Annotated in this window: 22 protein-coding genes and 1 pseudogene; 9 read left to right on the forward strand and 14 right to left on the reverse strand. The window is 65.8% G+C overall.

All coding sequences use genetic code 11. The annotated features are described in order from the left end of the window. Nucleotides 1-69: 69 nt before the first annotated feature. From queF to rapZ, 5 genes are all read left to right on the forward strand, one after another. On the forward strand, nucleotides 70-903 hold the full coding sequence (gene queF, locus IP92_RS18995; protein WP_145877924.1) for an NADPH-dependent 7-cyano-7-deazaguanine reductase QueF: 834 nt from the start codon (nucleotides 70-72) through the stop codon (nucleotides 901-903). 307 nt (nucleotides 904-1,210) lie between these two features. After that, nucleotides 1,211-1,693 (forward strand): PTS sugar transporter subunit IIA, encoded by a 483-nt coding sequence (locus tag IP92_RS19000; protein ID WP_145877927.1) that lies wholly within the window; start codon nucleotides 1,211-1,213, stop codon nucleotides 1,691-1,693. Between the two features lie 35 nt (nucleotides 1,694-1,728). Then, the gene (gene hprK / locus IP92_RS19005; protein ID WP_145877928.1) at nucleotides 1,729-2,664 is read left to right on the forward strand and encodes an HPr(Ser) kinase/phosphatase; all 936 of its coding nucleotides are present in this window, start codon (nucleotides 1,729-1,731) and stop codon (nucleotides 2,662-2,664) included. Between the two features lie 502 nt (nucleotides 2,665-3,166). After that, entirely contained in the window at nucleotides 3,167-4,423 is a 1,257-nt protein-coding gene (locus IP92_RS19010; protein ID WP_145877930.1) for a cation:proton antiporter, read from the forward strand. A 42-nt stretch (nucleotides 4,424-4,465) separates the two neighbouring features. Then, a complete protein-coding gene (gene rapZ, locus IP92_RS19015; protein WP_145877932.1) occupies nucleotides 4,466-5,329 on the forward strand; it encodes an RNase adapter RapZ in 864 nt (287 codons plus the stop codon). A gap of 69 nt (nucleotides 5,330-5,398) precedes the next feature. Here rapZ and IP92_RS19020 read toward each other — a convergent pair whose 3' ends face one another. The 9 genes from IP92_RS19020 to IP92_RS19060 all read right to left on the reverse strand — a co-directional run bounded on the left by IP92_RS19020 (nucleotide 5,399) and on the right by IP92_RS19060 (nucleotide 13,095). Further along, a complete protein-coding gene (locus IP92_RS19020) occupies nucleotides 5,399-6,391 on the reverse strand; it encodes an amidohydrolase family protein (RefSeq protein ID WP_145877934.1) in 993 nt (330 codons plus the stop codon). A gap of 7 nt (nucleotides 6,392-6,398) precedes the next feature. After that, the gene (locus IP92_RS19025; protein ID WP_145877936.1) at nucleotides 6,399-7,481 is read right to left on the reverse strand and encodes an enoyl-CoA hydratase/isomerase family protein; all 1,083 of its coding nucleotides are present in this window, start codon (nucleotides 7,479-7,481) and stop codon (nucleotides 6,399-6,401) included. Between the two features lie 189 nt (nucleotides 7,482-7,670). After that, nucleotides 7,671-8,027 carry a ribosome hibernation-promoting factor, HPF/YfiA family gene (hpf, locus tag IP92_RS19030; RefSeq protein WP_145877938.1) on the reverse strand — a complete coding sequence of 119 codons (357 nt, stop codon included), beginning with the start codon at nucleotides 8,025-8,027 and terminating at the stop codon, nucleotides 7,671-7,673. Nucleotides 8,028-8,111: 84 nt separating this feature from the next. Next, entirely contained in the window at nucleotides 8,112-9,575 is a 1,464-nt protein-coding gene (locus tag IP92_RS19035) for an RNA polymerase factor sigma-54 (RefSeq protein WP_145877940.1), read from the reverse strand. A gap of 6 nt (nucleotides 9,576-9,581) precedes the next feature. Beyond that, complete coding sequence (lptB, locus tag IP92_RS19040) at nucleotides 9,582-10,337, reverse strand: LPS export ABC transporter ATP-binding protein (protein WP_145877943.1); 756 nt, start codon at nucleotides 10,335-10,337, stop codon at nucleotides 9,582-9,584. Nucleotide 10,338: 1 nt separating this feature from the next. Continuing rightward, the gene (gene lptA, locus IP92_RS19045; protein ID WP_145877946.1) at nucleotides 10,339-10,908 is read right to left on the reverse strand and encodes a lipopolysaccharide transport periplasmic protein LptA; all 570 of its coding nucleotides are present in this window, start codon (nucleotides 10,906-10,908) and stop codon (nucleotides 10,339-10,341) included. 17 nt (nucleotides 10,909-10,925) lie between these two features. Beyond that, nucleotides 10,926-11,519: an LPS export ABC transporter periplasmic protein LptC gene (lptC, locus tag IP92_RS19050; protein WP_145877948.1), complete on the reverse strand. Its 594-nt coding sequence runs from the start codon at nucleotides 11,517-11,519 to the stop codon at nucleotides 10,926-10,928. Between the two features lie 14 nt (nucleotides 11,520-11,533). Next, nucleotides 11,534-12,073 (reverse strand): KdsC family phosphatase, encoded by a 540-nt coding sequence (locus IP92_RS19055; protein ID WP_145877949.1) that lies wholly within the window; start codon nucleotides 12,071-12,073, stop codon nucleotides 11,534-11,536. Next, nucleotides 12,073-13,095, reverse strand: coding sequence for a KpsF/GutQ family sugar-phosphate isomerase (locus tag IP92_RS19060; protein ID WP_199271794.1), 1,023 nt, complete (start codon nucleotides 13,093-13,095; stop codon nucleotides 12,073-12,075). The genes IP92_RS19055 and IP92_RS19060 overlap by 1 nt, the downstream gene beginning before the upstream one ends. Before the next feature lie 132 nt (nucleotides 13,096-13,227). On the opposite strand from IP92_RS19060, the gene IP92_RS19065 reads away from it, so the two are divergent. After that, the gene (locus IP92_RS19065) at nucleotides 13,228-15,201 is read left to right on the forward strand and encodes a monovalent cation:proton antiporter family protein (RefSeq protein ID WP_145877952.1); all 1,974 of its coding nucleotides are present in this window, start codon (nucleotides 13,228-13,230) and stop codon (nucleotides 15,199-15,201) included. A gap of 1 nt (nucleotide 15,202) precedes the next feature. Next, nucleotides 15,203-15,532 (forward strand): YnfA family protein, encoded by a 330-nt coding sequence (locus IP92_RS19070; RefSeq protein ID WP_145877954.1) that lies wholly within the window; start codon nucleotides 15,203-15,205, stop codon nucleotides 15,530-15,532. Between the two features lie 13 nt (nucleotides 15,533-15,545). Here IP92_RS19070 and IP92_RS30515 read toward each other — a convergent pair whose 3' ends face one another. The 4 genes from IP92_RS30515 to IP92_RS19090 form a co-directional block, all read right to left on the reverse strand. Continuing rightward, entirely contained in the window at nucleotides 15,546-16,187 is a 642-nt protein-coding gene (locus IP92_RS30515; protein WP_229418854.1) for an energy transducer TonB, read from the reverse strand. Between the two features lie 18 nt (nucleotides 16,188-16,205). Continuing rightward, on the reverse strand, nucleotides 16,206-17,351 hold the full coding sequence (locus IP92_RS19080; RefSeq protein WP_145877956.1) for a GGDEF domain-containing protein: 1,146 nt from the start codon (nucleotides 17,349-17,351) through the stop codon (nucleotides 16,206-16,208). A 10-nt stretch (nucleotides 17,352-17,361) separates the two neighbouring features. Beyond that, complete coding sequence (locus IP92_RS19085; RefSeq protein WP_145877958.1) at nucleotides 17,362-18,213, reverse strand: MOSC domain-containing protein; 852 nt, start codon at nucleotides 18,211-18,213, stop codon at nucleotides 17,362-17,364. A gap of 97 nt (nucleotides 18,214-18,310) precedes the next feature. Then, nucleotides 18,311-19,843 carry an NYN domain-containing protein gene (locus IP92_RS19090; RefSeq protein ID WP_145877960.1) on the reverse strand — a complete coding sequence of 511 codons (1,533 nt, stop codon included), beginning with the start codon at nucleotides 19,841-19,843 and terminating at the stop codon, nucleotides 18,311-18,313. Between the two features lie 100 nt (nucleotides 19,844-19,943). Here IP92_RS19090 and IP92_RS19095 point away from each other — a divergent pair, with 100 nt between their 5' ends. Further along, nucleotides 19,944-20,480 (forward strand): nuclear transport factor 2 family protein, encoded by a 537-nt coding sequence (locus IP92_RS19095; protein ID WP_145877962.1) that lies wholly within the window; start codon nucleotides 19,944-19,946, stop codon nucleotides 20,478-20,480. Then, nucleotides 20,481-21,704, forward strand: coding sequence for a glycosyltransferase (locus IP92_RS19100; RefSeq protein WP_145877964.1), 1,224 nt, complete (start codon nucleotides 20,481-20,483; stop codon nucleotides 21,702-21,704). 84 nt (nucleotides 21,705-21,788) lie between these two features. Here IP92_RS19100 and IP92_RS19105 read toward each other — a convergent pair. Further along, nucleotides 21,789-22,691, reverse strand: a pseudogene (locus IP92_RS19105) (hypothetical protein); the annotation flags it as partial.

The raw sequence follows: 22,691 nt of genomic DNA on the forward strand, positions 1-22,691 counted from the left end.
CGGTGTCTGACACCGCTGGTTTTTTCCGCTACCATGGCGGGCTTTCCCGTTTCAAAGGCAAGGTCCGCCATGTCCAACTCCCCCGAACATTCACCGCTCGGCAAGAACTCCGCTTACCGCACCGACTACGCGCCGGAATTGCTGTTTCCGATCCCGCGGCAAGGCAAGCGGGACGAGCTCGGCTTGGCCGGCACGTTGCCGTTCTTCGGCGTCGACATCTGGAATGCCTACGAACTGTCGTGGCTGAACATGCGCGGCAAGCCGCAGGTGGCCGTGGCCCGCATCACGGTGCCGGCGGACTCGCCGAACATCGTCGAATCGAAGTCCTTCAAGCTGTACCTGAACTCGTTCAACCAGACCCGCCTGGGCGGTCCGGAGGCGTTGCGGGAACTGCTGCAGCAGGACCTGTCGGCGGCCGTCGGCGCGAACGTGCAAGTGACGCTGACGTTGCAGGAAGAGTTCGGCAAGCTGCAGATGGGCGAACTGGACGGCCTGCTGCTGGACCGGCTCGATATCGAAGTCGACAACTATTCGCCGCAACCATCGATCCTGAAGGCGAACTTCGACGAATTGCCCGTCGAGGAGACGCTGGTGTCGCACCTGCTGAAGTCGAACTGCCTGGTGACGGGCCAGCCCGACTGGGGCAGCGTGCAGATCAGCTACGCGGGGCCGCAGATCGACCAGGAAAGCCTGCTGAAATACCTGATCGGTTTCCGCGAGCACAACGAGTTCCACGAGCAATGCGTCGAGCGGATCTTTGTCGACATCCTGCGCGAGTGCAAGCCTTCGCACCTGACCGTGTATGCCCGCTACACCCGCCGTGGCGGCCTCGACATCAACCCCTGGCGCAGCAACTTCACGAAGGCGGGAAGGCCGTCGAATTTACGCAACGCAAGACAATGATTGCGCCATCTCAAAGCGCGCATTCCGGTTTTGTGCTGAGCTGCAGATAGCACGCGGCACGTTCGCCCGGAACGCGCAATAATTGGCCAAACCGTGTTCGCGCCGGGCAAAAAATCGGCGCTCTGCCGGCTTTTGACGTGGAAATAGCGTCTGGCGCCGTTGTTGCAATTCCTATCAGTTTTGGAGCCACTCCAGCATTCCTCACGGCACATGCCGGCCCGAGCAATTTCGAGTTACACGGCGCACAAACAGGCCTATAATTCTGCTCGCCAGCCACCTTTGTGCGCCGCACCAATTACGTCGCGTTATGAACAACCTGAGTAAAATCCTTTCGCCCGAGAACGTTCAGCTGGACCTGGAAGTGTCCAGCAAGAAGCGCGCTTTCGAGCAAGCAGGCCTGATCTTCGAGAACAACTGCGGCATCGCCCGCTCCACCGTTTCGGACAATCTGTTTGCCCGCGAACGCCTGGGCTCGACGGGCCTGGGTCATGGCGTTGCTGTTCCGCATGGTCGCATCAAGGGGTCGAAGAGCCTGAAGTCGCCGCTGGCGGCATTCGTGCGGCTGGCCGAGCCGATTCCATTCGAGTCGCCGGACGGCAAGCCCGTCAACCTGCTGTTCTTCCTGCTGATTCCGGATCACGTGACGCAACAGCATCTGGAGATCCTGTCCGAGATCGCCGAGATGTTCTCGGACGACACTTTCCGCCAGGCGCTGGCGACCGATCCCGATCCCCGTTCCGTGTACCGCCGCATCGTGAACTGGCAACCTAGCTTGCAGGCGGCGGGTTAAACTAAGGTTTCAATCGTTTCCTTAGGCAAAAACCCATGCTGCAAACCCCACTGACGATCCAGCGCCTGTACGACGACAATCGGGAAACGTTGCAGCTGGGGTGGTTCGCCGGTTTTCCGGGCGGCGAACGGACGATCTCGGGCGATGCGGCCTCGGCGGCCGACCAGGTCGGCCACCTGAACACGATCCACCCCGGCCGCATCCAGGTGTTCGGCCACCAGGAAATCAATTACTACCACCGGCTGAAGGCGCTGACGCGCGCCCACGTCATCGGCGAACTGATCGCCGGGGGTCCGCCGGCGCTGATCATCGCCCAGGGGTTGGAAACGCCCCCGGACATCCTCGCGATCTGCGACGAAAAAAACATCCCGCTGTTCTCGACACCGCTGCCGGCCGCGCAGGTGATCGACTTCCTGCGCGTGTACCTGTCGAAGAAGCTGGCACAGCGCATCATCATGCACGGCGTGTTCATGGACGTGCTGGGCGTGGGCGTCCTGATCACGGGCGATTCCGGCCTCGGCAAGAGCGAGCTGGGCCTGGAACTGATCTCGCGCAGCCATGGCCTCGTGGCCGACGACGCGGTCGAGTTCTCGCGCATCGCCCCGAACATGATCGAAGGCCGCTGCCCGCCACTGCTACAGAACCTGCTGGAAGTGCGCGGCCTGGGCCTGCTGGACATCAAGGCGATCTTCGGCGAGACGGCCGTGCGCCGCAAGATGCGTCTGAAACTGATCGTCCACCTCGTGCGCCGCTCGGCGCTGGAAGAAGAAGTGGAACGCCTGCCGTTCCAGTTCCCGACGGAAGACGTGCTGGGCCTGCCGATCCGCAAAGTCGTGATCCCCGTCGCCGCCGGCCGCAACATCGCCGTGCTGCTGGAAGCCGCAGTGCGTAATACGATTCTGCAGCTGCGGGGGATCGATACGCTGCAGGAGTTCATGGAGCGGCAGCGTCAGGCAATGAGCGGCGATTGATCGCCACTCATTGAAGTGCTGCCAAGGAGTGCTCGCTTGCAAGCGAGCACCGCTTCGTCGGCGACGAGCATGCTCGTCGAAACCCACCCAGTTACTGTTGAGCTCATGTCCCCTGGTGCCAGGCACGAGGAGACATGTCCCCTCGTGCCTGGCACCAGGGGACACGGCCACATCAGCCCGAACCATCCGCCCTACTGCTGCGCTTGTGTCACTGGTGCCTGGCACCAGTGACACGGCCTCATCCATTGCTTCTTCACGCGGGTCAGGCGTGTCAAAGCCGAGCCCGTGTCCACTTTTCGGGGTGGGACAGGCGCTGCCCCGCAGCGCAACTCCGTTCGGCAGGCTCGAAGCGGTGCAACGCGCGGCCCCCTGCCTTCCCTCCAAGCTGGACACAGGCTCGGCGCTATGTGTTGTCGTGGAGCACCCTTGCGCCGCGATGGGCAATGTCTCGCTATGATGCAGCGGTCACCATCACTCGTAGCGCGCCCAGGCGCGCTCTTCCATGGCAACTTACCAGTGGTTCCTGCTGATCGGCTGCCTGATGCTTGCCCGTGGCTTGTGGGGCACGCCGATCGCTCATCTGCCGTTCACTTCCGCGATGATCTACCTTGGCGTCGGGCTTGTGCTCGGGCCGATGGGGCTGCGGATTTTCTCGTTCGATCTGTACGAGGCTGCCCCGCTGCTCGAGTTACTGACGGAAGTCGCCGTGCTGATTTCGCTCTTTTCGGCCGGTATCAAGATGCCCGTGCCGTTCCTGCTGGCGCGGTGGATGGCGCCGATCCGGTTGGCCTGGTTCGCGATGGCGATCTCGATCCTGCTGATCGCGCTGTTCGCCCACTACCTGCTGGGCATGCCGCTGGGCGCAGGCGTGCTGCTCGGTGCGATCCTCGCCCCCACCGATCCGGTGCTCGCGTCCGACGTGCAACTACGCCACGCGGGCGACAAGGATCCGCTGCGTTTCGCCCTCAGCTGCGAGGCCGGCATGAACGACGGCAGCGCCTTTCCGTTCGTGATGCTGGGCCTCGGCTTGCTCGGCCTGCACGACCTCGGCGACAACGGCCTGCGCTGGTTCACCGTCGAACTGCTGTGGGGGACGGTCGGCGGCGTCGCGATCGGCGTCGCGTGCGGCGCCGGGCTGGCGCGGCTGAGCCATGAACTGCGCCTGCACCGGCCCAAGCACGAAGTGCTGGACGACCTGATGGGCCTTGGCCTGATCGCCGTCGCCTACGGCCTCGCGGTGGCGGCATCGGCCTGGGGCTTCCTGGCCGTGTTCGCGGCCGGCGTGGCGCTGCGCCAGACCGAGCTGAAGCTCGCCGCCCGCAGCGGCAGGACGGTCGTCACGGACCAGGGCGTGCTGCCCGCGCAGGACACCATCTCGGCGAATTCGCTGCTGTTCAAGGAACACCTTGAACGCCTGTCGGAACTGACGCTCGTGCTGCTGCTGGGTGGCGCCACCGTGTTCTGGCTGGACGACTGGCGCGGCTGGATCACGGCGCTGTTCCTGTTCTTCATTGCGCGGCCCGCCAGCGTACTGATCGCGCTCGGTGGCGGCGGCAGCCCGCGCGCGCAAGCGATCATCGCGTGGTTCGGCGTACGCGGCATCGGCTCGCTGTATTACCTGATGTACGCGATCAATCATGGTCTGCCGACGGAGCTGGCGCGCGACCTGATCAGCATTACGACGGCCGTCATCATGCTGTCTATCGTGATCCACGGCACCAGCGTGACGCCGCTGCTGGACCGTTTCTGGCGCACCTGAGCGCGCGGGCGGGCCGGCGGCGTTTTCAGGTATCATCGCGCCATGCGTATCGTCCTCATTACCGGTATTTCCGGCTCGGGCAAATCGGTGGCCCTGAACGTTCTCGAAGACACCGGTTACTATTGCGTCGACAATCTGCCGCCAGCCCTGCTGGCCAATCTCGTGTCGACCCTGGCCGAGGAAGGGACGGAGGCGCTGGCCGTGGCCGTCGACGCCCGCAGCGCCGCCTCGCTGACCAGCCTGCCCGGCGACGTACGCACGCTGCGCGAACTCGGGCACGACGTGAAGATCATGTTCCTGACCGCGAACACGCACTCGCTCGTGGCCCGCTTCTCGGAAACGCGCCGCAGCCACCCGCTGTCGCACGAGCTGCACCCGGGCCAGAACCCCGCCGGCCGGCGCACGCTGATCGAATGCATCCAGGAAGAGCGCGAGCGCCTCGCGCCCATCGAACAGCTGGGCCACGTGATCGACACGTCGGAGATCTCGGCGAACAAGCTGCGCGGCTGGATCAAGGACCTCGTCGAGAGCGAGAACGCGCCGTTGACGCTGTTCTTCGAGTCGTTCGCGTTCAAGGTCGGCGTTCCGCAGGACGCCGACTTCGTGTTCGACGTGCGCGCGATTCCGAACCCGTATTACGACCACGCACTGCGCCCGCTCGATGGCCGCGACGCGCCGGTGATCGCCTTCCTCGACGCGCAACCGAGCGCCGAGGAGATGTTCGGCGACATCCGCGCGTTCATCGAGAAATGGCTGCCCGCCTTCAAGAAGGACAACCGCAGCTACCTGACGGTGGCCATCGGCTGCACTGGCGGCCAGCACCGCTCGGTGTACATGGCCGAGCGCCTGGCGCGGCATTTCAACGAGTCGGAGCGGGTGGTGCTGCGGCATAGAGAGCGGCCGTAGTCCGCCGCGCTTTCCCCACCTTGTTCAGCCGCGCACGCAGCCGGCGGCTCCCGCCGGCCCGCCTCGTCCTCAGCGAAAATACGGCGCCACATTCCGCGCAATCCGCGCGAACTCCTCTTCCTTCAACGGCAGCTTCCTGAACGCCGCCCAGCTCTCGCGCGGCCGCAGGTTCTTGCCAGCTGCCGCGTCCGATCCGAACAGGATGCGCTCCACGCCGATCTCGCGGATGCGCTGCGCCACCTTCGCCTGCTGTTCCGGCGTGATCTCGGGATTGGCCACCGTCGCGACATCGAACCACAGCTTGCGCGTGCGCGCGTCCTTTGCCGCCACGGCCGCGGCCAGCACACCCAGCACTTCGTCCGCCGGCGCGTCGCCGTAGCCCGGCCCCGTGCCGGCCAGGTGCGCGACCTGCACCGGCACGTCCGGCGCGGCGGGCAGCAGTTCGTCGAGGAAGACGCGCGCCTGCGCCGCCCCATACGGCCGGTGTTTCGACACCGAAGCGCGCAGGTGCACGACGATCGCCATCTTCTTCGCATTCGCGGCCGCGAACACCTGGCGCAGCCGCGCGGCATGTTCGGGCAGCTCCAGCTGCACGTCGGAATTGCCGAAGTGGAGCTTGATGCCCCCCTTCAGCGACGGCACGTCGGCGCAGCGGGCCAGCTCGTCGAGCGCATAGTCCTTCAGCGGATTGAAGCTGCCGAACGCGCGCAGCCGGTCCGGGTACGGCGCGGCCTGCGCGCCATTGAAGTCGTTCTCGGCGCGCACCTTCGTGTACTCGTCTTCGATGCGGCGTGACGGGCTGCCCCACACGTACGCCGCTGACAGCAGCAGCGCGCGGCGGATGCCCGCCTCGTCGAGCAACGCGACGACATCCTGCGCCGTGATGACGGGCGGGCCGCCGGCGCCGGTATCGAGCAGCCGCGCGATCGCATGGCTGAACAGGTGCTGGTGGTGATCGGCCACGGGCGCATCGGTGGCGGCCGATGCGGCTGAAACGTCGAATGCCCGCGCCGGCAGCGCGAGGCTGGCGGCGGCAAGGGTCAGGAAGGAGCGGCGGTCCATGGTGGCCTCACAGGTCGCGCAGCGGATGCGCCCAGGCGGGCCACGCGGGTTCGAAGAAGCGCGCCACCATCTCGTCCGTCACGGCAGCGAGCGACGGCGGATTCCAGCGCGGCGCATTGTCCTTGTCGATCGCCAGCGCGCGCACGCCTTCGATCACTTCGCCGTGCTCGAACGCGCGCCGCGCCAGGTTGCGTTCGAGCCGCAGGCAGTCGGCGATCGGCAGCGTGCCGGCGCGCTGCAGCAGCTCGAACGTCACGCACATCATCAACGGCGAACGCTGCTCCATCGCTGCCAGCGCCTTGCGCGCAAAAGGATGATCGTCGCTGCGCAGCGACGCGATGATCTCCACCACCGAACGGTGCCCGAAATGGCGGTCGATCAGGGCGCGGTGCGCCTGCAGTTCCGCATGCCCCGCCTCTTCCTTCAACGGCCGGGCAAACGTAGCGATCGCTTCGCGCAGGCCCGCGCCCGCCGTCGAGCCGATCAGGTCGGCCAGCAGCGGCAGCTCGGCCTCGGGCACGTAATGGTCGGCCAGGCCGCAGTACAGCGCATCGGCCGCGCCGATCGTCAGCCCAGTCAACGCCAGGTACAACCCGAGCCTGCCTGGCGCGCGGGACAGGAACCAGCTGCCGCCCACGTCCGGGAAGAAGCCGATGTTCACTTCGGGCATCGCCATGCGCGTGCGGTTCGTCACGATGCGCACGGCGCTGCGCGACCCGGCCTGGGAAATGCCCATGCCGCCGCCCATGACGACGCCATCCATCAGCGCCACATACGGTTTCGGATAGCAGTGCACGAGATGGTTGAGCGCGTATTCCTCGCTGAAGAAGTCGTCCAGCAGCGCGCTGCCGCCCTGCGGCGTGCTGCGCCCGACGGCATGGAAGAAGCGGATGTCGCCGCCCGCGCACAACGCCTTCTCGCTGCTGCTGCGCAGTACCACTGCCGCGATGGCGGGATCGTCGCGCCAGGCCCGCAGCGTGGCGGTCAGCGCACGGATCATCTCGAGCGACAGCGAGTTCAGCGCCTGGGGCCGGTCGAGCGTAAGGAAGCCGGTACCGCCCCTCACCTTGCAGTGCACGTTCTCGCTCATGGGGTCTCGCATCGTTGTCGTTATCGCCGTCCATTCTAGCGAAGGACGCGATGATCACAAAGCGCGGTACGGTAACGAGGTGGGTCGCAAGCAACCGTCGAAAATGAGCGTTGAAAAATGCGCGCGGAAAATGCGCGTTGAAATAACAAAGGGCGCCAACGCGCCCTTGTTCTTGCAGCCTTGCCGACGTTATGCCGCTGACGCCGGGTTCTCGCTTTCGGCGAGGTGCTTGATGGTTTCGTGATTATGGTTCTGCACTTTATCCTTGTGCTTCATGACCTGGCGGTCCAGTTTGTCGATCAGCGTGTCGATCGCCGCATACAGGTCTTGCGCAACGCTTTCCACGAACACGGTCTTGCCGGACATTCGCAGGTTGATTTCCGCCTTCTGCCTTTTCTCTTTCTCGGTGAGGTTATCTACACTCAGGATCACACTAACATCGATCAGATGATCGAAGTGCCGCTTGACGCGCTCCAGCTTGTTCTGCACGTATTCGCGGATGGCCGGCGTCACGTCGATATGGTGTCCACTGATGGTCAGATTCATACACACACTCCTAAAGAAGATATTGCAGGTTCATACGGGCTCCGCCTGAAAGAACGGCGGCGCAGAGGAACCCAAGCACTACTGCTACAAGGACTTGCGGAGGCTGACTGGGGGGATTTTCAATGCTTCGCGATATTTGGCAACAGTTCGTCGCGCAATCACCATGCCTTGTTCACCCAGCATGTCCGCAATCTTACTGTCGGATAAAGGGTTCTTGGGGTCTTCGGCTCCTGTGAATTGCACGATCAGCGCACGGATCGCAGTCGAGGAAGCTTCCCCACCAGCTTCGGTTGCGACATGGCTGCCAAAAAAGTACTTCAACTCAAACATGCCATGCGGGGTCAGCATATATTTTTGAGTTGTTACCCGAGAGATAGTGCTCTCGTGTAGTCCCAGTGTATCAGCTATTTCGCGCAACACAAGGGGTCTCATTGCCACAGCGCCATGCGAGAAAAAGTTCTTCTGCCGCTCGACGATGGCCTGGGCGACGCGCAGGATCGTGTCGAAACGCTGACGCATATTCTTGATCAGCCACTTCGCTTCCTGCAGCTGAGCATTCATCTGCGCCTCGCCCTTGCCTTGCTTGAGCAGGCTGGCGTACAGGGCATTCACACGCAGGCGCGGCATCACGTCGTTGTTCAGCGTGACAATCCAGCCGGTGCGGCCTTTCTTCACGATCACATCGGGTACCACGTAGTCTGACACGTCACGCGCGAACGCGGCGCCCGGGTGCGGGTTGCATTGGCGGATAACGGCCTGCGCTTCGCGCAAGTCTTCGTCGTCGCAATCGAGGGCTTTCTTCAGCTTGTTGAAGTCGCGCTGCGCGAACCACTGCAGGTGTTTCTCGACGATGCACAGCGCCATGCGGCGCGTCACCATCGGCACGTGCGGCATGCGCCGGATCTGCAGCGCCAGGCATTCGGACGCGTTGCGCGCGCCGACGCCGACTGGGTCGAAATTCTGCAGCAGCTTCAGCGCCGTGCGCAACTCGTCGAGCTCGATCTCCAGCTCTTCCGGCAAGCGCGCGTGGATCTCTTCCAGGCTCTCTTCGAGATAACCGTTGTCGTCGAGCGCGTCGATGATCAGTTCCATCAGCGCACGGTCACGTGGTTCCTGCACCGTGACGCGCATCTGTTCCATCAGATGGTCGCGCAGGCTGCCGTGGCTCGCTTCCAGCTGCGGGCGGGCGTCGTCGTCGTCCGGGCCCTTGCCGCGGCTGGCGTCGCTCCAGTCGTGATCGCCTTCGGGCGCATCGCCCTCGCCGCCCTCGTACGGTTCCGGCTCGGCCGGCGCGGCGCCTTCCTGCGGCGGCCCTTCGGCCGGCGCTTCCGGGGTAGCGGGCGTCGAGTTGATTGCTCCGTCGGCCAGCAGGCGCACGGAACGGTCGAGCGGATCGTCGAGCCGCTCCAGCAGCGGGTTATCCGTCAGCAGTTGTTCCAGTTCCTGGTGCAGCTCCAGCGTGGACAATTGCAGCAGGCGGATCGACTGCTGCAACTGCGGGGTCAGCGCGAGATGCTGCGACGTTCGCAGTTGCAAAGACTGTTTCATGGCCGGTCACATGCGGAAGTGTTCACCCAGATAAACGCGGCGTACTGACTCGTCGGCAATGATGTCGTCGGGCCGGCCCGATGCCAGTACGCTCCCCTGATTGATGATATACGCGCGATCGCAGATGCCCAGCGTTTCGCGCACGTTATGATCCGTGATCAACACACCGATCTGCCGTTCCTTCAGGAAGCGCACGATCCGTTGGATTTCGATCACGGCGATCGGGTCGACGCCGGCGAACGGTTCGTCCAGCAGCACGAAGCGCGGGTTGGTCGCCAGCGCGCGCGCGATCTCCACGCGGCGGCGTTCGCCGCCCGACAGCGACAGCGCCGTGTTCTCGCGCAGCTTCTCGATCTGCAGGTCGGCCAGCAGTTCGTTCAGCCGTTCGTCGATCTGCGCCTTCGTCAGCGGCTTGCCGTCGATCTTCTGGATCTCCAGCACGGCGCGGATGTTTTCCTCCACGGTCAGCTTGCGGAACACCGAAGCTTCCTGCGGCAGGTAGGACAGGCCCAGGGTCGCGCGCTTGTGGATCGGCAGGCTCGAGATGTCGACGCCGCTGATGTCGATCGTGCCCGCATCCGAGGCGACCAGGCCGACGATCATGTAGAACGACGTCGTCTTGCCCGCCCCGTTCGGGCCCAGGAGGCCGACGACTTCGCCGCATTCGACCTGCAGCGACACGTCGTGCACGACCTGGCGCTTGCCGTAGCTCTTTTGCAGGCCACGCACGATCAGCGTGCTGCCGCAGCTTTGCTCCGCCATGTTATTTCTCCGCTGCCGGGGTGGCCGGCGCCGGCGCAGGCTCGGTGCGCTTCGGCTGGATCACCATCGTGCCGCGGCCGCCACCCGGCTTGTCGGCGCCCGTGTTCGTGTTACGCACGCTGAAGAACTCCTTGCGGCTGTCGTACGAAATGAATTCGCCCTCGACTTCGTCGCTCGGCTTCGTGCCTTCCAGGCGGCGGATCTTCGCGCGCGAGAACATCTTCACGAGCTCGGCCCGCTCGTCGTATTCGATGCGGTCGGCCTCGCCTTCCATCCACTGGTCGCCTTCGCCGTCGCGCTTCTGGCGGAACGTGACCTTCTTGCCGCCGCCCGTCAGGGTCGCGACCTGGTAGCCGTCCGGGCTGTACGTGACGACGGCCTTGTCGGCCTTCATCAGCAGGGTGCCGCGCGTCAGCACGACGTTACCGGTGGCGGTGTAGACCTGTTTCACGTCGTCGACGTCGAGCTTGTCGTAGTCGATCTGGGTGGGCTTGAACGAGTCGGCCTTCTCGGCCGCGGCGTAGCCTGCCACGCCCAGCAGCAGTACTGCCGACAGTATGATTTTCTGCATATTCGGTTCCTATAGTTTCAGCGTCCGCGGGGCGGATACACCAGCGTGCCGCGCCCTTGCAGCGCCACCTGGCGCGTCGCGTTGTTGGCCTTCATGCCGGCGCCCGTCACCGTGGCGTTCCCCATTCGCAGGTGCACCGGCTTGTCCGTCTCCATCCGGTCTTCTTCCGGGAAGATCGTCAGCGCCTGCGTCGTCATTTCCATTTCGCGCGACGTGCCTTCCGCGGCGCGATTGATGCGCACGTTCTCCTGCAAGGTCACGCGCGTGTTCTCCTGGTCGACCCGCGCCCGTTCGGCGCGGATGTCCATCGGCGGCTTGTCGCCCGACAGGCTGCGCACCACCGGCTTGTCGATCAGCGACGAGTCGTCCGACGGCCGGTGCGTCAGCTTGTCGCCCGAGATGATGTAGCTGGGCCGGCCGTCCTTCGTCATGCGCACGAACGAGAAGCCCGCGACGATGTAATCCGGCTCGTCGATCTTGATGCCCGCCTCCATCTCTTCGCCGGCGCGGTTCATCAGCTGCAGCAGCCAGAAGCTGCCGAGAGCGCCGAACAGCGCGAGCAGCATGCCGATCGATACGCGATAGCGGTGGGCGATTCGTTGGTTGCGCATGGGCTCTCCTATGCTCAGACGAGGAACTGGGCCATGATACGGTCGTAATTGCCTTGCGCGCGCAGCACGAACTCGCACACCTCGCGCACCGCACCGCGCCCGCCGGCGTTCTGCGTCACGTGATGGACGCGCGCAAGCACCTCGGGCCGGCCGTTCGGCACCCCCACCGCGAAGCCGGCACGCGCGAGGATCGGCAGGTCGACGACGTCGTCGCCGATGAAGCCCACCTGCTGCTCCGTCAATCCCAGCTGCGCGAGCAGCGCCTTGAACGGTGTCAGCTTGTCATGGCCGCCCTGGTGCACGAATTCGATGCCCAGGTCCTTCGCGCGGGCCGTGACCTGCGGCGAGCGGCGCGCGCTGATGATGGCCGTCTGCACGCCCGATTCCTGCAGCAGCTTGATGCCCAGGCCATCCTGCACGTTGAACGTCTTGAACGCCTCGCCTTCGGCACCGTAGTGCAGGCTGCCGTCCGTCAGCACGCCGTCCACGTCGAAGATGAACAGCTTGACCTTCGCGGCACGCTCCACGTTGGCCACATCGTAGGTCTGGCTCATCAGATCACCTTCGCGCGGGTCAGGTCGTGGATGTGCAGCGCGCCCACCAGCTTGCCGTCTTCGTCGACGACGAGCATCTGGTTGATGCGGTGTTCTTCCATCACTGCCACGGCGTCCACGGCCAGCTTCTCCGGGCCGATCGTGCGCGGGTTCGCATGCATCACGTCGCCGATGACGACCTTGGAAAAGTCCTGCACCTTGTCGATCATGCGGCGCAGGTCGCCGTCGGTGAACACGCCCACCGGCCGGTATTGTGCATCGACGACCGCCGTCATGCCCATGCCCTTCTGTGTGATCTGCATCAGTGCGTCCGGCAGCCGCGTGTCGGTCGTGACGGCGGGGATCGCCGCACCGGTGCGCATGATGTCGCGCACGTGCGTCAGCAGGCGCCGGCCCAGCGCGCCGCCCGGGTGCGAGCGGGCGAAGTCTTCTTCCTTGAAGCCGCGCAGGTCCAACAGCGCCACGGCGATCGCGTCGCCCAGCGCCAGCGTGACCGTCGTCGACGCGGTCGGCGCCAGGTTCATCGGGCAGGCTTCCTTCGCCACCGAGACGTCCAGGTGCACGTCCGCCAGTTTCGCCAGGCTCGACTCGGGCTTGCCCGTCATCGAGATGACGACGCCGCCCATGCGCTTCACGACGGGCAGGATCGCCATCAGCTCGGTGCTCTCGCCGGAATACGAGATCGCGATGAACGCGTCTTCCGGGGTTACCATGCCCAGGTCGCCGTGCGCCGCCTCGGCGGGGTGCACGAACAGGGCCGGGGTGCCGGTCGACGCCAGCGTGGCGGCGATCTTGCGGCCGATGTGGCCGGATTTGCCAATGCCGGACACGACAACGCGCCCCTTGCATTGCAGCAGCAGGGAAACGGCCTTGCCCACGCTCTCGTCCGTTGCCAGGCGCGCGTGCAGGGCGGTCAGCGCGTCCGCCTCGATTTGCAGTGCCTCGCGGGCCAGTTCCAGCGCGCGGCTTGCGGTTGTTGCATCAAAAGCTTTCAGCATTGTTTTTTCATGGGTTACACTCATGCCGAAAGTATAGCCGAATTGGGAAAGCAAAAAACTTGCCAGATGTTACAGAATGAGGAACAAACGGACTGAGGAACAAAAGGACGCGCACGCGTCCCACGCCCATCCGGCGGCCGGCTCAGGGACTCGATAGTGTTCTCTCCCCTTGAACTGACCCTGCTGTTGTTGGGCAGCGCGGTGCTTGGCGTCGTCGCCTTCCGCATGCTGCATCTGCCGCCGATGCTCGGTTATCTGGCCGTCGGCATCCTGATCGGTCCCCACGCGCTGGGCCTTGCCAGCGACAGCCAGGCCACCCACGGCCTGGCCGAATTCGGCGTCGTGTTCCTGATGTTCTCGATCGGCCTCGAATTCTCCCTCCCCAAGCTGAAGTCGATGCGGGCCGACGTGTTCGGCCTGGGGCTCGCCCAGGTGGTGCTGACGATCGCCGCGACCGTGTTGTTCGGCTTCCTGATCGAACGCGCGCTGCCGCCGTTCATCCACCTGTCGTGGCAGGCCACGTTCGCGCTGGGCGGCGCGCTGGCGATGTCGTCCACCGCGATCGTCGTCAAGATGCTCACCGAACGGCTCGAGCTGGAATCGGAACATGGCCGCAAGATCATCGGCATCCTGCTGTTCCAGGACCTGGCCGTGGTGCCCCTGCTGATCATGATCCCTGCGCTGACGAAGAACCCGGACAACCTGCTGGTGACGCTGGGCTGGGCCACGCTGAAGGCCGTGCTGGTGCTCTCGGTGCTGCTGGTGTTCGGCCAGAAGCTGATGCGCGGCTGGTTCACCATTGTCGTGAAGCGCCGCTCGCAGGAACTGTTCATGCTGAACCTCCTGCTGGTCACCCTGGGCGCCGCCTGGATCACCGAGCGCGCCGGCCTGTCGCTTGCGCTGGGCGCGTTTGTCGCCGGCATGCTGATCTCCGAGACGGAATACCGGCACCAGGTGGAAGAAGACATCAAGCCGTTCCGCGACGTGCTGCTCGGGCTGTTCTTCATCACGGTCGGCATGCTGCTGAACGTGCGCATCGTGCTGGATAACTGGTGGCTCGTGCTGGTGCTGCTCGTGTTCCCCGTGCTGATGAAGTTCGCGCTGATCGCCGGCCTGGCCAAGCTGTTCGGCGCTTCCGACGGCACCGCGATGCGCACCGGCCTCGCGCTGGCGCAGGCGGGCGAATTCGGCTTCGTGCTGCTGAACGTGGCCGGCGGCATGGAGCTCGTCGATCCGTTCGTCATCCAGGTGGTGCTGGCATCGATGGTGCTGTCGATGCTGGCCGCGCCGTTCCTGATCGAGCAGTCCGACAAGCTGGTGCTGAAATTCTCCAGCAACGAATGGATGATGCAGTCGCTGAACCTGACGAAGATCGCAGCGCGCACGATGTCCACACAAAAGCACGTGATCGTGGCGGGCTTCGGCCGCAGCGGCCAGAGCCTCGCCACGCTGCTGCAGGAAGAAGGCATCGACTACCACGCGCTCGACCTCGATCCCAGCCGCGTGCAGGAGGCGCAGTCGGCCGGCGCCAGCGTGTCGTACGGCGACGCGGGCCGGCGCGAAAGCCTGATTGCCGCCGGCATCTATCGCGCCAGCGCGCTCGTGATCACCTATGCGAGCACGCACTCGGCGCTGAAGGTGCTGCACCTGGTTCACGAGCTGGCGCCCACGCTGCCGGTGATCGTGCGCAGCCACGACGATTCGGACCTCGACCGGCTGAAGGCGGCCGGTGCGGCCGAAGTGGTGCCGGAACTGATGGAGGGCAGCCTGATGCTCGCCTCGCACGCGCTGGTGATGCTCGGCGTGCCGCTGCGCCGCGTGGTGCACCGCGTGCAGGCCGCGCGCGAGGAACGCTACGCATCGCTGCGCGGCTACTTCCACGGCATCAGCGACGTCGGCGACGACGCCGACACGGCGCGCCTGCATTCGGTGACGCTGACGGATGTGTCGGGCGCGGTCGGCAGGACGGTCGCCGACCTGGAACTGGACGGTGCGGAGATCGCCGCCATCCGGCGCGGCAAGGACCGGCTGGAAGCATCGGCGGACACCATGCTGGAAGCCGGCGACGTCATCGTCCTGCGCGGGAACGCGCAAGCGGTGGCGCGGGCCGAGCACCGTCTGCAGGGCTGACATGGAAGTGTTGCGCATCGCCAGCCTGTTCGCCGTGACGGCACTGGCGGAAATCGTCGGCTGCTACCTGCCGTGGCTCGTGCTGAAGCAAGAGCGCAGCGCGTGGCTGCTGCTGCCGGCGGCAGGATCGCTCGCGCTGTTTGCCTGGCTGCTCACGTTGCACCCGACGGCGGCGGGACGTACCTATGCGGCGTATGGCGGAATGTACATCGCCGTCGCGTTGCTGTGGCTGCGGGTCATCGACGGCATTGCGCTGACGCGCTGGGATGTGCTGGGCGCGGTGCTGGCGCTGGGCGGCATGGCGGTGATCGCGCTGCAGCCCAGGGCGTGAGGCATCCCGGGCGTTATTTCGCCGGGGGCTGCGCCGTGGTATCGAGCCGCGCCAGCGCCTCCGCGGCGCGCTGGTCACCGGACGTTGCAGCCTTACGGTACCAGAACAATGCGGCTACCCGGTTGGCCGGCACCCCTTTGCCGGCCTCGTACCGGGTGCCTTGCCAGTATTGCGCGGCCGCGTCGCCCCGCACCGCGGCGCTGGTCAGCAGGGCGATAGCATCCGGCAAACCCAGATCGGCTGCAGCGGCCACACCGCTCTTCTGCTCCGGTGGCGCGGCGGCGTAAGCCTTGTCCACCGGCGACATGGTGTCGCCTTCCAGCGTCCACACGTACTGCATTTTCATCCAGGCTGCCTGCGGCTTACCGTCGACCATCGCCGGCTTGAAGCGGCATTTCGCAACACCGTCGCGCGCCGCGGCATCGAGCAGCGGGAAGCCGCTCGTCTCGACAATCTTCGCCTCCCTTATCGCTCTATCCTCACCGACCAGGAAGGCCATCGTCACGGCGCCCTGCTGCTCGAAGCGTAGCGACTCGCGCGGCCAGACCGGCCTCTCGCACGCGTTCAGGTCGGCGACGGGCTTCGTTTGCGCCACTGCCAGCACAGGCAGCAGCGCCAGCATCACGGCACCGTGCCGCAGGACTCGTTTTGTCATTGTCGGAACTCCCTGTTGTTATTCGGCGCTGTAACGGACAACCCGATTGCGCCCACCGGACTTGGCCTGGTACAGCGCCTCGTCGGCATGCGCGATCAGTTCCTTCGCGGCCGCCTCCGCCGTTGCCTCACCGGTGCCGGACAGGCTGGCAACGCCCACCGAGCCGGTGATCGACACCTGCAGGCCGCCGGACAGCGCGATCATCGATGCCGAGATGGCGGCGCGGATGCGTTCCGCGACGAACGCCGCGCTGTCCAGGTCCGCATCGATCAGCAGCACGACGAATTCCTCGCCGCCGAAGCGCGCCAGCGCGTCGGACAGGCGCAGCTCGCCCTTGATGCGGTTGGCGACCTCGCGCAGCACTTCGTCGCCGCCGCCATGCCCCAGCGTGTCGTTGACACGCTTGAAGTGATCGATGTCGATGTACATGAACGAGATGTCGTATTGCTGGCGCCGGGCCCGCGAGATTTCCTCGAGCAGGCGGCGGTCGATGTAGCGGCGGTTGTACACGCCCGTCAGCGAATCTGTCAGGCCGATGTACTTCAGCATCTCGTTGCTGATCACGTTCTCCAGGCAGATCGCGATGATCGATGCCATGTGTTCGACGAAGTCCGTGCCCAGGCTGGGCGTGAAGCGTGTCGGGTCGACGCTGCCCAGGTTCAGGCTGCCGATGATGCGCTTGTTGCGCAGCAGGGGCACGATCGCCACGCTTTGCAGGCGCTTGCCCGGCTGCGGGAACTGGCGGCCGTGCCGCGCCGCGTCGAACATGCCCAGCACGGGCTTCGGCGCGCTCGCGTGCGCGAAGCGGGCGCCGACCTCGAAGCCCAGCTGGTCGATGCCGGAGACGAACAGCAGGTCCGGGAAGGCGGCGAAATCGACGCCCAGCTTTTCCATCACGGTGCGGATGTCCGCATCCTCGTCCACCAGCGCCAGCGTGACGCTCTCCAGTTCCGAGATCGCCGGCAGCGTGCGGAAGATGCTGCCGACGAGATCGGGAAAGCTGGTCGCGCCGACGATCTCCAGGTCGAACGCCTGGTGCCGCATCATGATCTCGTGATTGCGCTCGGCCTGTTCGAGCATGTAGGCCATCCTGGCGCGCAGCGCGCGGTTTTCCGCGGCCAGTTCGGCGGCGCGCTCGGCGTCGCTGTGCAGGGATTGCGTCATCGGCGGCAGCTCAGAAGGCCAGTTCGGCGTCGATGTCCTGGCCCACGCGCACTTGCTGGCCGTCGCCTTCGAGCAGGATGTTGTTCATGCCGAAGCAGATGCCGCCATCGACTTCCGGTTTGGCGCGGTAGCCCTGCAGGATGTCCATCGGGTCGGGGCCGAACTGGCCGGTGGCCTGGTCGATCGACGGCATCGGGCAGCGCGGGCACGGCTTGACGGGTTTCAGCACCGCCGCGCCGGCGCGGAACGTGTCCACGTAATCCTCTTCGTAGGCGCCGATGCCGTCGACGACGAGATTGGGCCGGAAGCGGTTCATCGGCAACGGTTCCCGGCCGGCGCGCACGAGCCGCTCGTTCAGGTCGCGCAGCGATTCGGCGCCGATCACGAGCACCGGGTAGCCGTCCGAGAACAGCGTGGGCGCTTCCACGTCGCCCGTCCATTTCGGATTGGCCAGGCGCTGCACGTCCGGGTGGAAGCGCACCAGGCGGCACGGCACGCCGAGGTAATTGCTGAACCAAGCGGCCGTCAGCTCGTCGCAGTCGTAGGCTTTCAGCGTGTGGTCGAACACCTGCACCGTCAGCGTCGGCGCCGTGACGGGGTCCGGCAGGCCGAGTGGAATCTCGAGCCGCAGCATGCCGGGGGCGCGCAGCTCCAGCGTATCGGCTTTCAGGCGGGGAGCGATCAGCGCCATCTTCGGGTGTTCGCGCTGCGTCATGAACATGCCGGCGGCATCGACGACCATCCATTCCCGGTCGTAGATCTGCTCGGTCATCAGGCCCGCCCGCGTCAGCGTGGCCGATTGCAGCGCGATGCCGCCGCAGGACTTGATCGGATAAAGGGTGATTTCGGACAGGATAGCCATGGACGTGCCGCCATATGTTCTTCTATACCGTGAAGTATGGCAGCAAAGCGACCGGCAGTAAATCGCGGAAGGCCTGGGAGGCCTTCCGCGCCAGGCATCAGCCTTCGGCCTTGGCCTTCGGCTTGCGCGGCAGCCTGCTGCGCGCGGGCGCCTTGTGGGTGCCCGGCTTCTTCGCGCGCTTGCTTGCGGCGGTTGCGCCTTCGTCGTCACCGCCAGGGGCCGATTCGGCCGGCTCCACCGGCGCAGCGGCTTCCTCCTGCGGTTCCGCCGCCGCGGCAGGAGCTTCCGCAGCACTTGCTTCAACATCGGCAGCGGCATCCGCATCAGCCGCAGCAGTCTTCTTCGCGCGGGGCTTCTTCGCTGCCGCCGGCTTGCGGGCGCTCGTCCGGCTGCGCTTGGGCGCTGCGGCCGCCGCTTCGCCTTCCGCGGGCTCGGCCTGCTGTTCCGGCGCTGCTTCCTCTTCCGCGTCAGCCTCCGGGGCGGGCTGCGCGGCCGCCGCGTCGCGCGCGCGGCGCGCCTCGCGGACGTCGCGAGCCATCTCGTGCAGCGCTGCCTCGGCCGACTGCAGCTCGCTGGCGTAGTCCGCCGCCGCGCTTTCCAGCGCCACGGCGACTTCGTCAGCCTCGATATCCGTCACCGGCTGCGCATGATCCAGCGCCTCGACCGGCTCGGCGGCACCGCCGCGGCGGTTGCGGCCGCCCCGGTTGCCGCGGCCACGCCGGCCTTCGCGCTTGTCCTGGCTGTCCTGCGCGTCCGCTGCCGGTGCTTCGGCGACATCGCTGTCCACCGATTCGCCCGCCGCCGCGGGCACGGCCACCACGCTGCCCCGGTACACGTAGGCGCCGGACTTCTCGTCGCGGCCGAACTCCAGCAGTCCGCGCGCCTTCATTTCCTCGAGCAGGTTGCCGAACGTGCGGAAGCCGTAATACGCCTCGTTGAAGTCCGGCTTGCGGCGCTTGATCGCCTCCTTCAGCACGGACGCCCAGATCTTGCCGCTGTCGCCCCGTTCGGCGATCAGCGCATCGAACGTCTCGAAGGCGATGTCGACGGCCTCGCCCCGGCGGCGGTCCATCTCCTCGCGCTTCTTTTTCTCCTCTTCCGGCGAGCGCTTCGGCTGCTGCTGGTCGCGCGCATCCTTGCGCTGGCGGCGGATCTCGCGCACCAGGTCGTCGTAGAAGATGAATTCGTCGCAGTTGGCCACCAGCAGGTCGGACGTGGAATCCTTCACGCCGACGCCGATCACCTTCTTGGCGTTCTCGCGCAGCTTCGACACCAGCGGCGAGAAATCTGAGTCGCCGGAAATGATCACGAACGTGTTCACGTGGGACTTCGTGTAGCACAGATCGAGCGCGTCGACGACCATGCGGATGTCGGCCGAGTTCTTGCCGGACATGCGCACGTGCGGGATTTCGATCAGCTCGAAATTCGCCTCGTGCATCGGGCTCTTGAAGGCCTTGTACCGATCCCAGTCGCAGTAAGCCTTCTTGACCACGATGCTACCCTTGAGCAGCAGGCGTTCCAGCACGGGCTTGATGTCGAATTTTTCGTAGTTCGCGTCGCGGACGCCGAGCGCGACGTTCTCGAAGTCGCAGAACAGCGCCATGCTGACATTGTCGTTGGATGAAGCCATGGATCTCTAGGGTAGCAGTGAAGCCGCCGATTATACAGGCAGCATGGCCGGCGCCCCGGCACTGGTGTATTCTGCGCGTTCTGCTCTACCGGAGGATACGATGAAGTCACTGCCTGCCATTTCAGGCGCAGTTGTCCTGCTGTGCGCGGCCGCGGTGCCCGCGCTTGCCCTGGCCGCCGACGAGGACGCGGCCGCGTTCACGCGGCGGGTGAACGCATTCGTCGACGGCTGGCACGACGATGCGGCCCACGCCCGCCCCGCCTATTTCGACAAGATGGCGCCGCAGGGCGTGTACATCGGCACGGACAAGACGGAAGTCTGGACGCGCGACCAGTTCCGTACGTGGGCCCGGCCCTACTTCGAGCGCGGCAAGGCATGGAGCTTCACGGCGCAGCGCCGCAACGTGTACTTCTCGCCGGACCGCCGCTACGTGTGGTTCGACGAGCAGCTGACCACGCAGATGGGCACGTGCCAGGCCAGCGGTGTGCTGCGCAACACGGGACAAAGCTTCCTGATCGAGCATTACCAGTTGTCGATGGCCGTGCCGAATGCGCTGAACGCGGACTTTGCGAAAGCGATCGCGCGGCATGAAGCGGAGACCGGGCAACCGGCGCAGGCTCCGGCGAAAGGGCAGTAAGTGGCACGCATCCTGTTCATTCACCAGAATTTCCCCGGCCAGTTCCGCTACCTGGCGCCGGCCCTGGCGGCCGACGGCCACGATGTCGTCGCGCTGGGCATGACGGACAAGGCGGAGCCGCTGCCGGGTGTGCGCTACGTGGTGCACCAGGCGCGCGTGCCGGCCGACGCGCGGCAGCAGGCACCGCAATTGAAGGACCTGTACAGCAAGGTGCTGCGCGGCGAATCCGCCGCCGCGGCACTGCTGCGGCTCAAGCAGGACGGCTTCACGCCGGACATCGTGTTCGTCCACCCCGGCTGGGGCGAAGCGCTGTACGTGAAGGACGTGTTCCCGCGCGCCCGCATGCTGATCTACGCCGAGTACTACTACCAGGGCGAGGGGGGCGACTCGCACTTCGATCCCGAGTTCTCCAGCGCGCCGGACCTGGCCAGCCTGCAGCGCCTGCGGCTGCGCAATACCCATCTGCTGCATGCGATGTCCGCCGCGGATGCGGGGCTGTCGCCGACGACCTTCCAGCGCGACCGCCATCCGGACTGGTTCCGCGAGCGGATCTCGGTGATCCACGACGGCATCGACACGGAGCGGTTCCGCCCCGACCCGAACGCCCGCGTGTCGCTGTCCTCGGCCGGCATCACGATGAAACCGGGCGACGAGGTGGTGACGTTCGTCTCGCGCCAGCTGGAACCCTATCGAGGCTACCACATCTTCATGCGCGCGCTGCCAGAGCTGCAGCGGCTGCGCCCGAACGCCCGTATCGTGATCGTCGGCAGCGACGGCGTCAGCTACGGCGCCGCGCCGCCGCAGGGCAAGACGTGGAAGGGAATCTTCCGCGACGAGGTGGCGGCACGGCTGGACATGCGCCGCGTGCACTTCGTCGGCCGCCTGCCGCACGCGCTGCTGACGCAGCTGATGCAGGTGTCGGCCGTGTACACGTACCTGACGTATCCGTTCGTGCTGTCCTGGTCGCTGATGGAGGCGATGAGCACGGGCTGCCTGATCGTCGGCTCGCGCACCGCGCCTCTGCAGGAAGTGATCCGCCACGGCGAGAACGGCCTGCTGACGGACTTCTTCGACCACCAGGCGCTGGCGCACACCGTGGCCGACGCGCTGGAGCGGCGCGCCGACCTGGCGCACCTGCGCGCGGCCGCCCGCGCCACGATCGTCGACCGCTACGACCTGCGCCGGCATTGCCTGCCGGCGCAGAAGCGGTTCGTGCTGGATTGAGCGGGACGGTGGACGAAAAAAGCCGGCCCCGCTTGCGCGGGCGCCGGCTTTACGTGGCCGCTGTGGCGGGCAGCTGCGCGTCTGTTATGCGACGAACGCGAAGTCCGCCGCGGTCGGCACGCCCGTCACCGTGGCGATCTGCGTCAGCTCACCCGCGCTGACGACGGCATCGACACCACTGCTGGTGAACAGGTACAGCGCCGTCGTGGTCCCGCTGTGCAGCGCGAACAGTGCCGTCTCGCCCTGCACGTAGTCGCCCGCCGCGCTGCCGATCGCCTTGGCCGCATTCGCCGTCGTCAGGCTCGTCACGTTCTGCGTGAAGACCACCAATTCCGCGTCGGCCGAGAAGCCGCCCGGCGCGGCCTTCGTTTCGGCATCCTCGATGACGGTATCGCGGTCGCCGATCTTCAGTGCGATGGCCAGCTTGTCGACACCGGTCTTGAAGTCGGTTACCGTGTCCAGGCCCTGGCCCAGCACGAAGGTGTCGGCGCCATTGCCGCCGGTGAGCCGGTCGTTGCCCGCGCCACCAGCCAGCACATCGTCGCCATCCATACCGCTCAGCACATCGTTGCCGGCGTTACCCGCGATGACGTTGGCGAGCGCATTGCCGGTACCGGTAAATGCCGCCTTGCCGTCGTAGCTCAGGTTCTCGATACCCGTCGTCAGCGTGTAGCTGGCCAGCGTGGTGATCACGGTGTCCACGCCGCTGTCGTCGAGCACCTTGTCGCCCGCTGCATCGACATAGAACGTGTCGTCGCCGGCGCCGCCCGTCAACGTGTCGCTGCCCTTGCCGCCGTTCAGCACGTCGTCGCCGTCGCCGCCGGTCAGTGCATTGGCCGCATCGTTGCCGACGATGACGTTGTCGAGCGCATTGCCCGTGACGTTCACGGTGATCGAAGCGGCCGCCGTGACGGTTGCGTTCTCGACGTTCTCCGTCATCGCGTACGTACCCTTGGCCGTGAACGCGACGTTCACCAGGTCGGTGCC

This window comes from Pseudoduganella flava, assembly GCF_007830495.1.
GTDB lineage: Bacteria > Pseudomonadota > Gammaproteobacteria > Burkholderiales > Burkholderiaceae_D > Rugamonas > Rugamonas flava.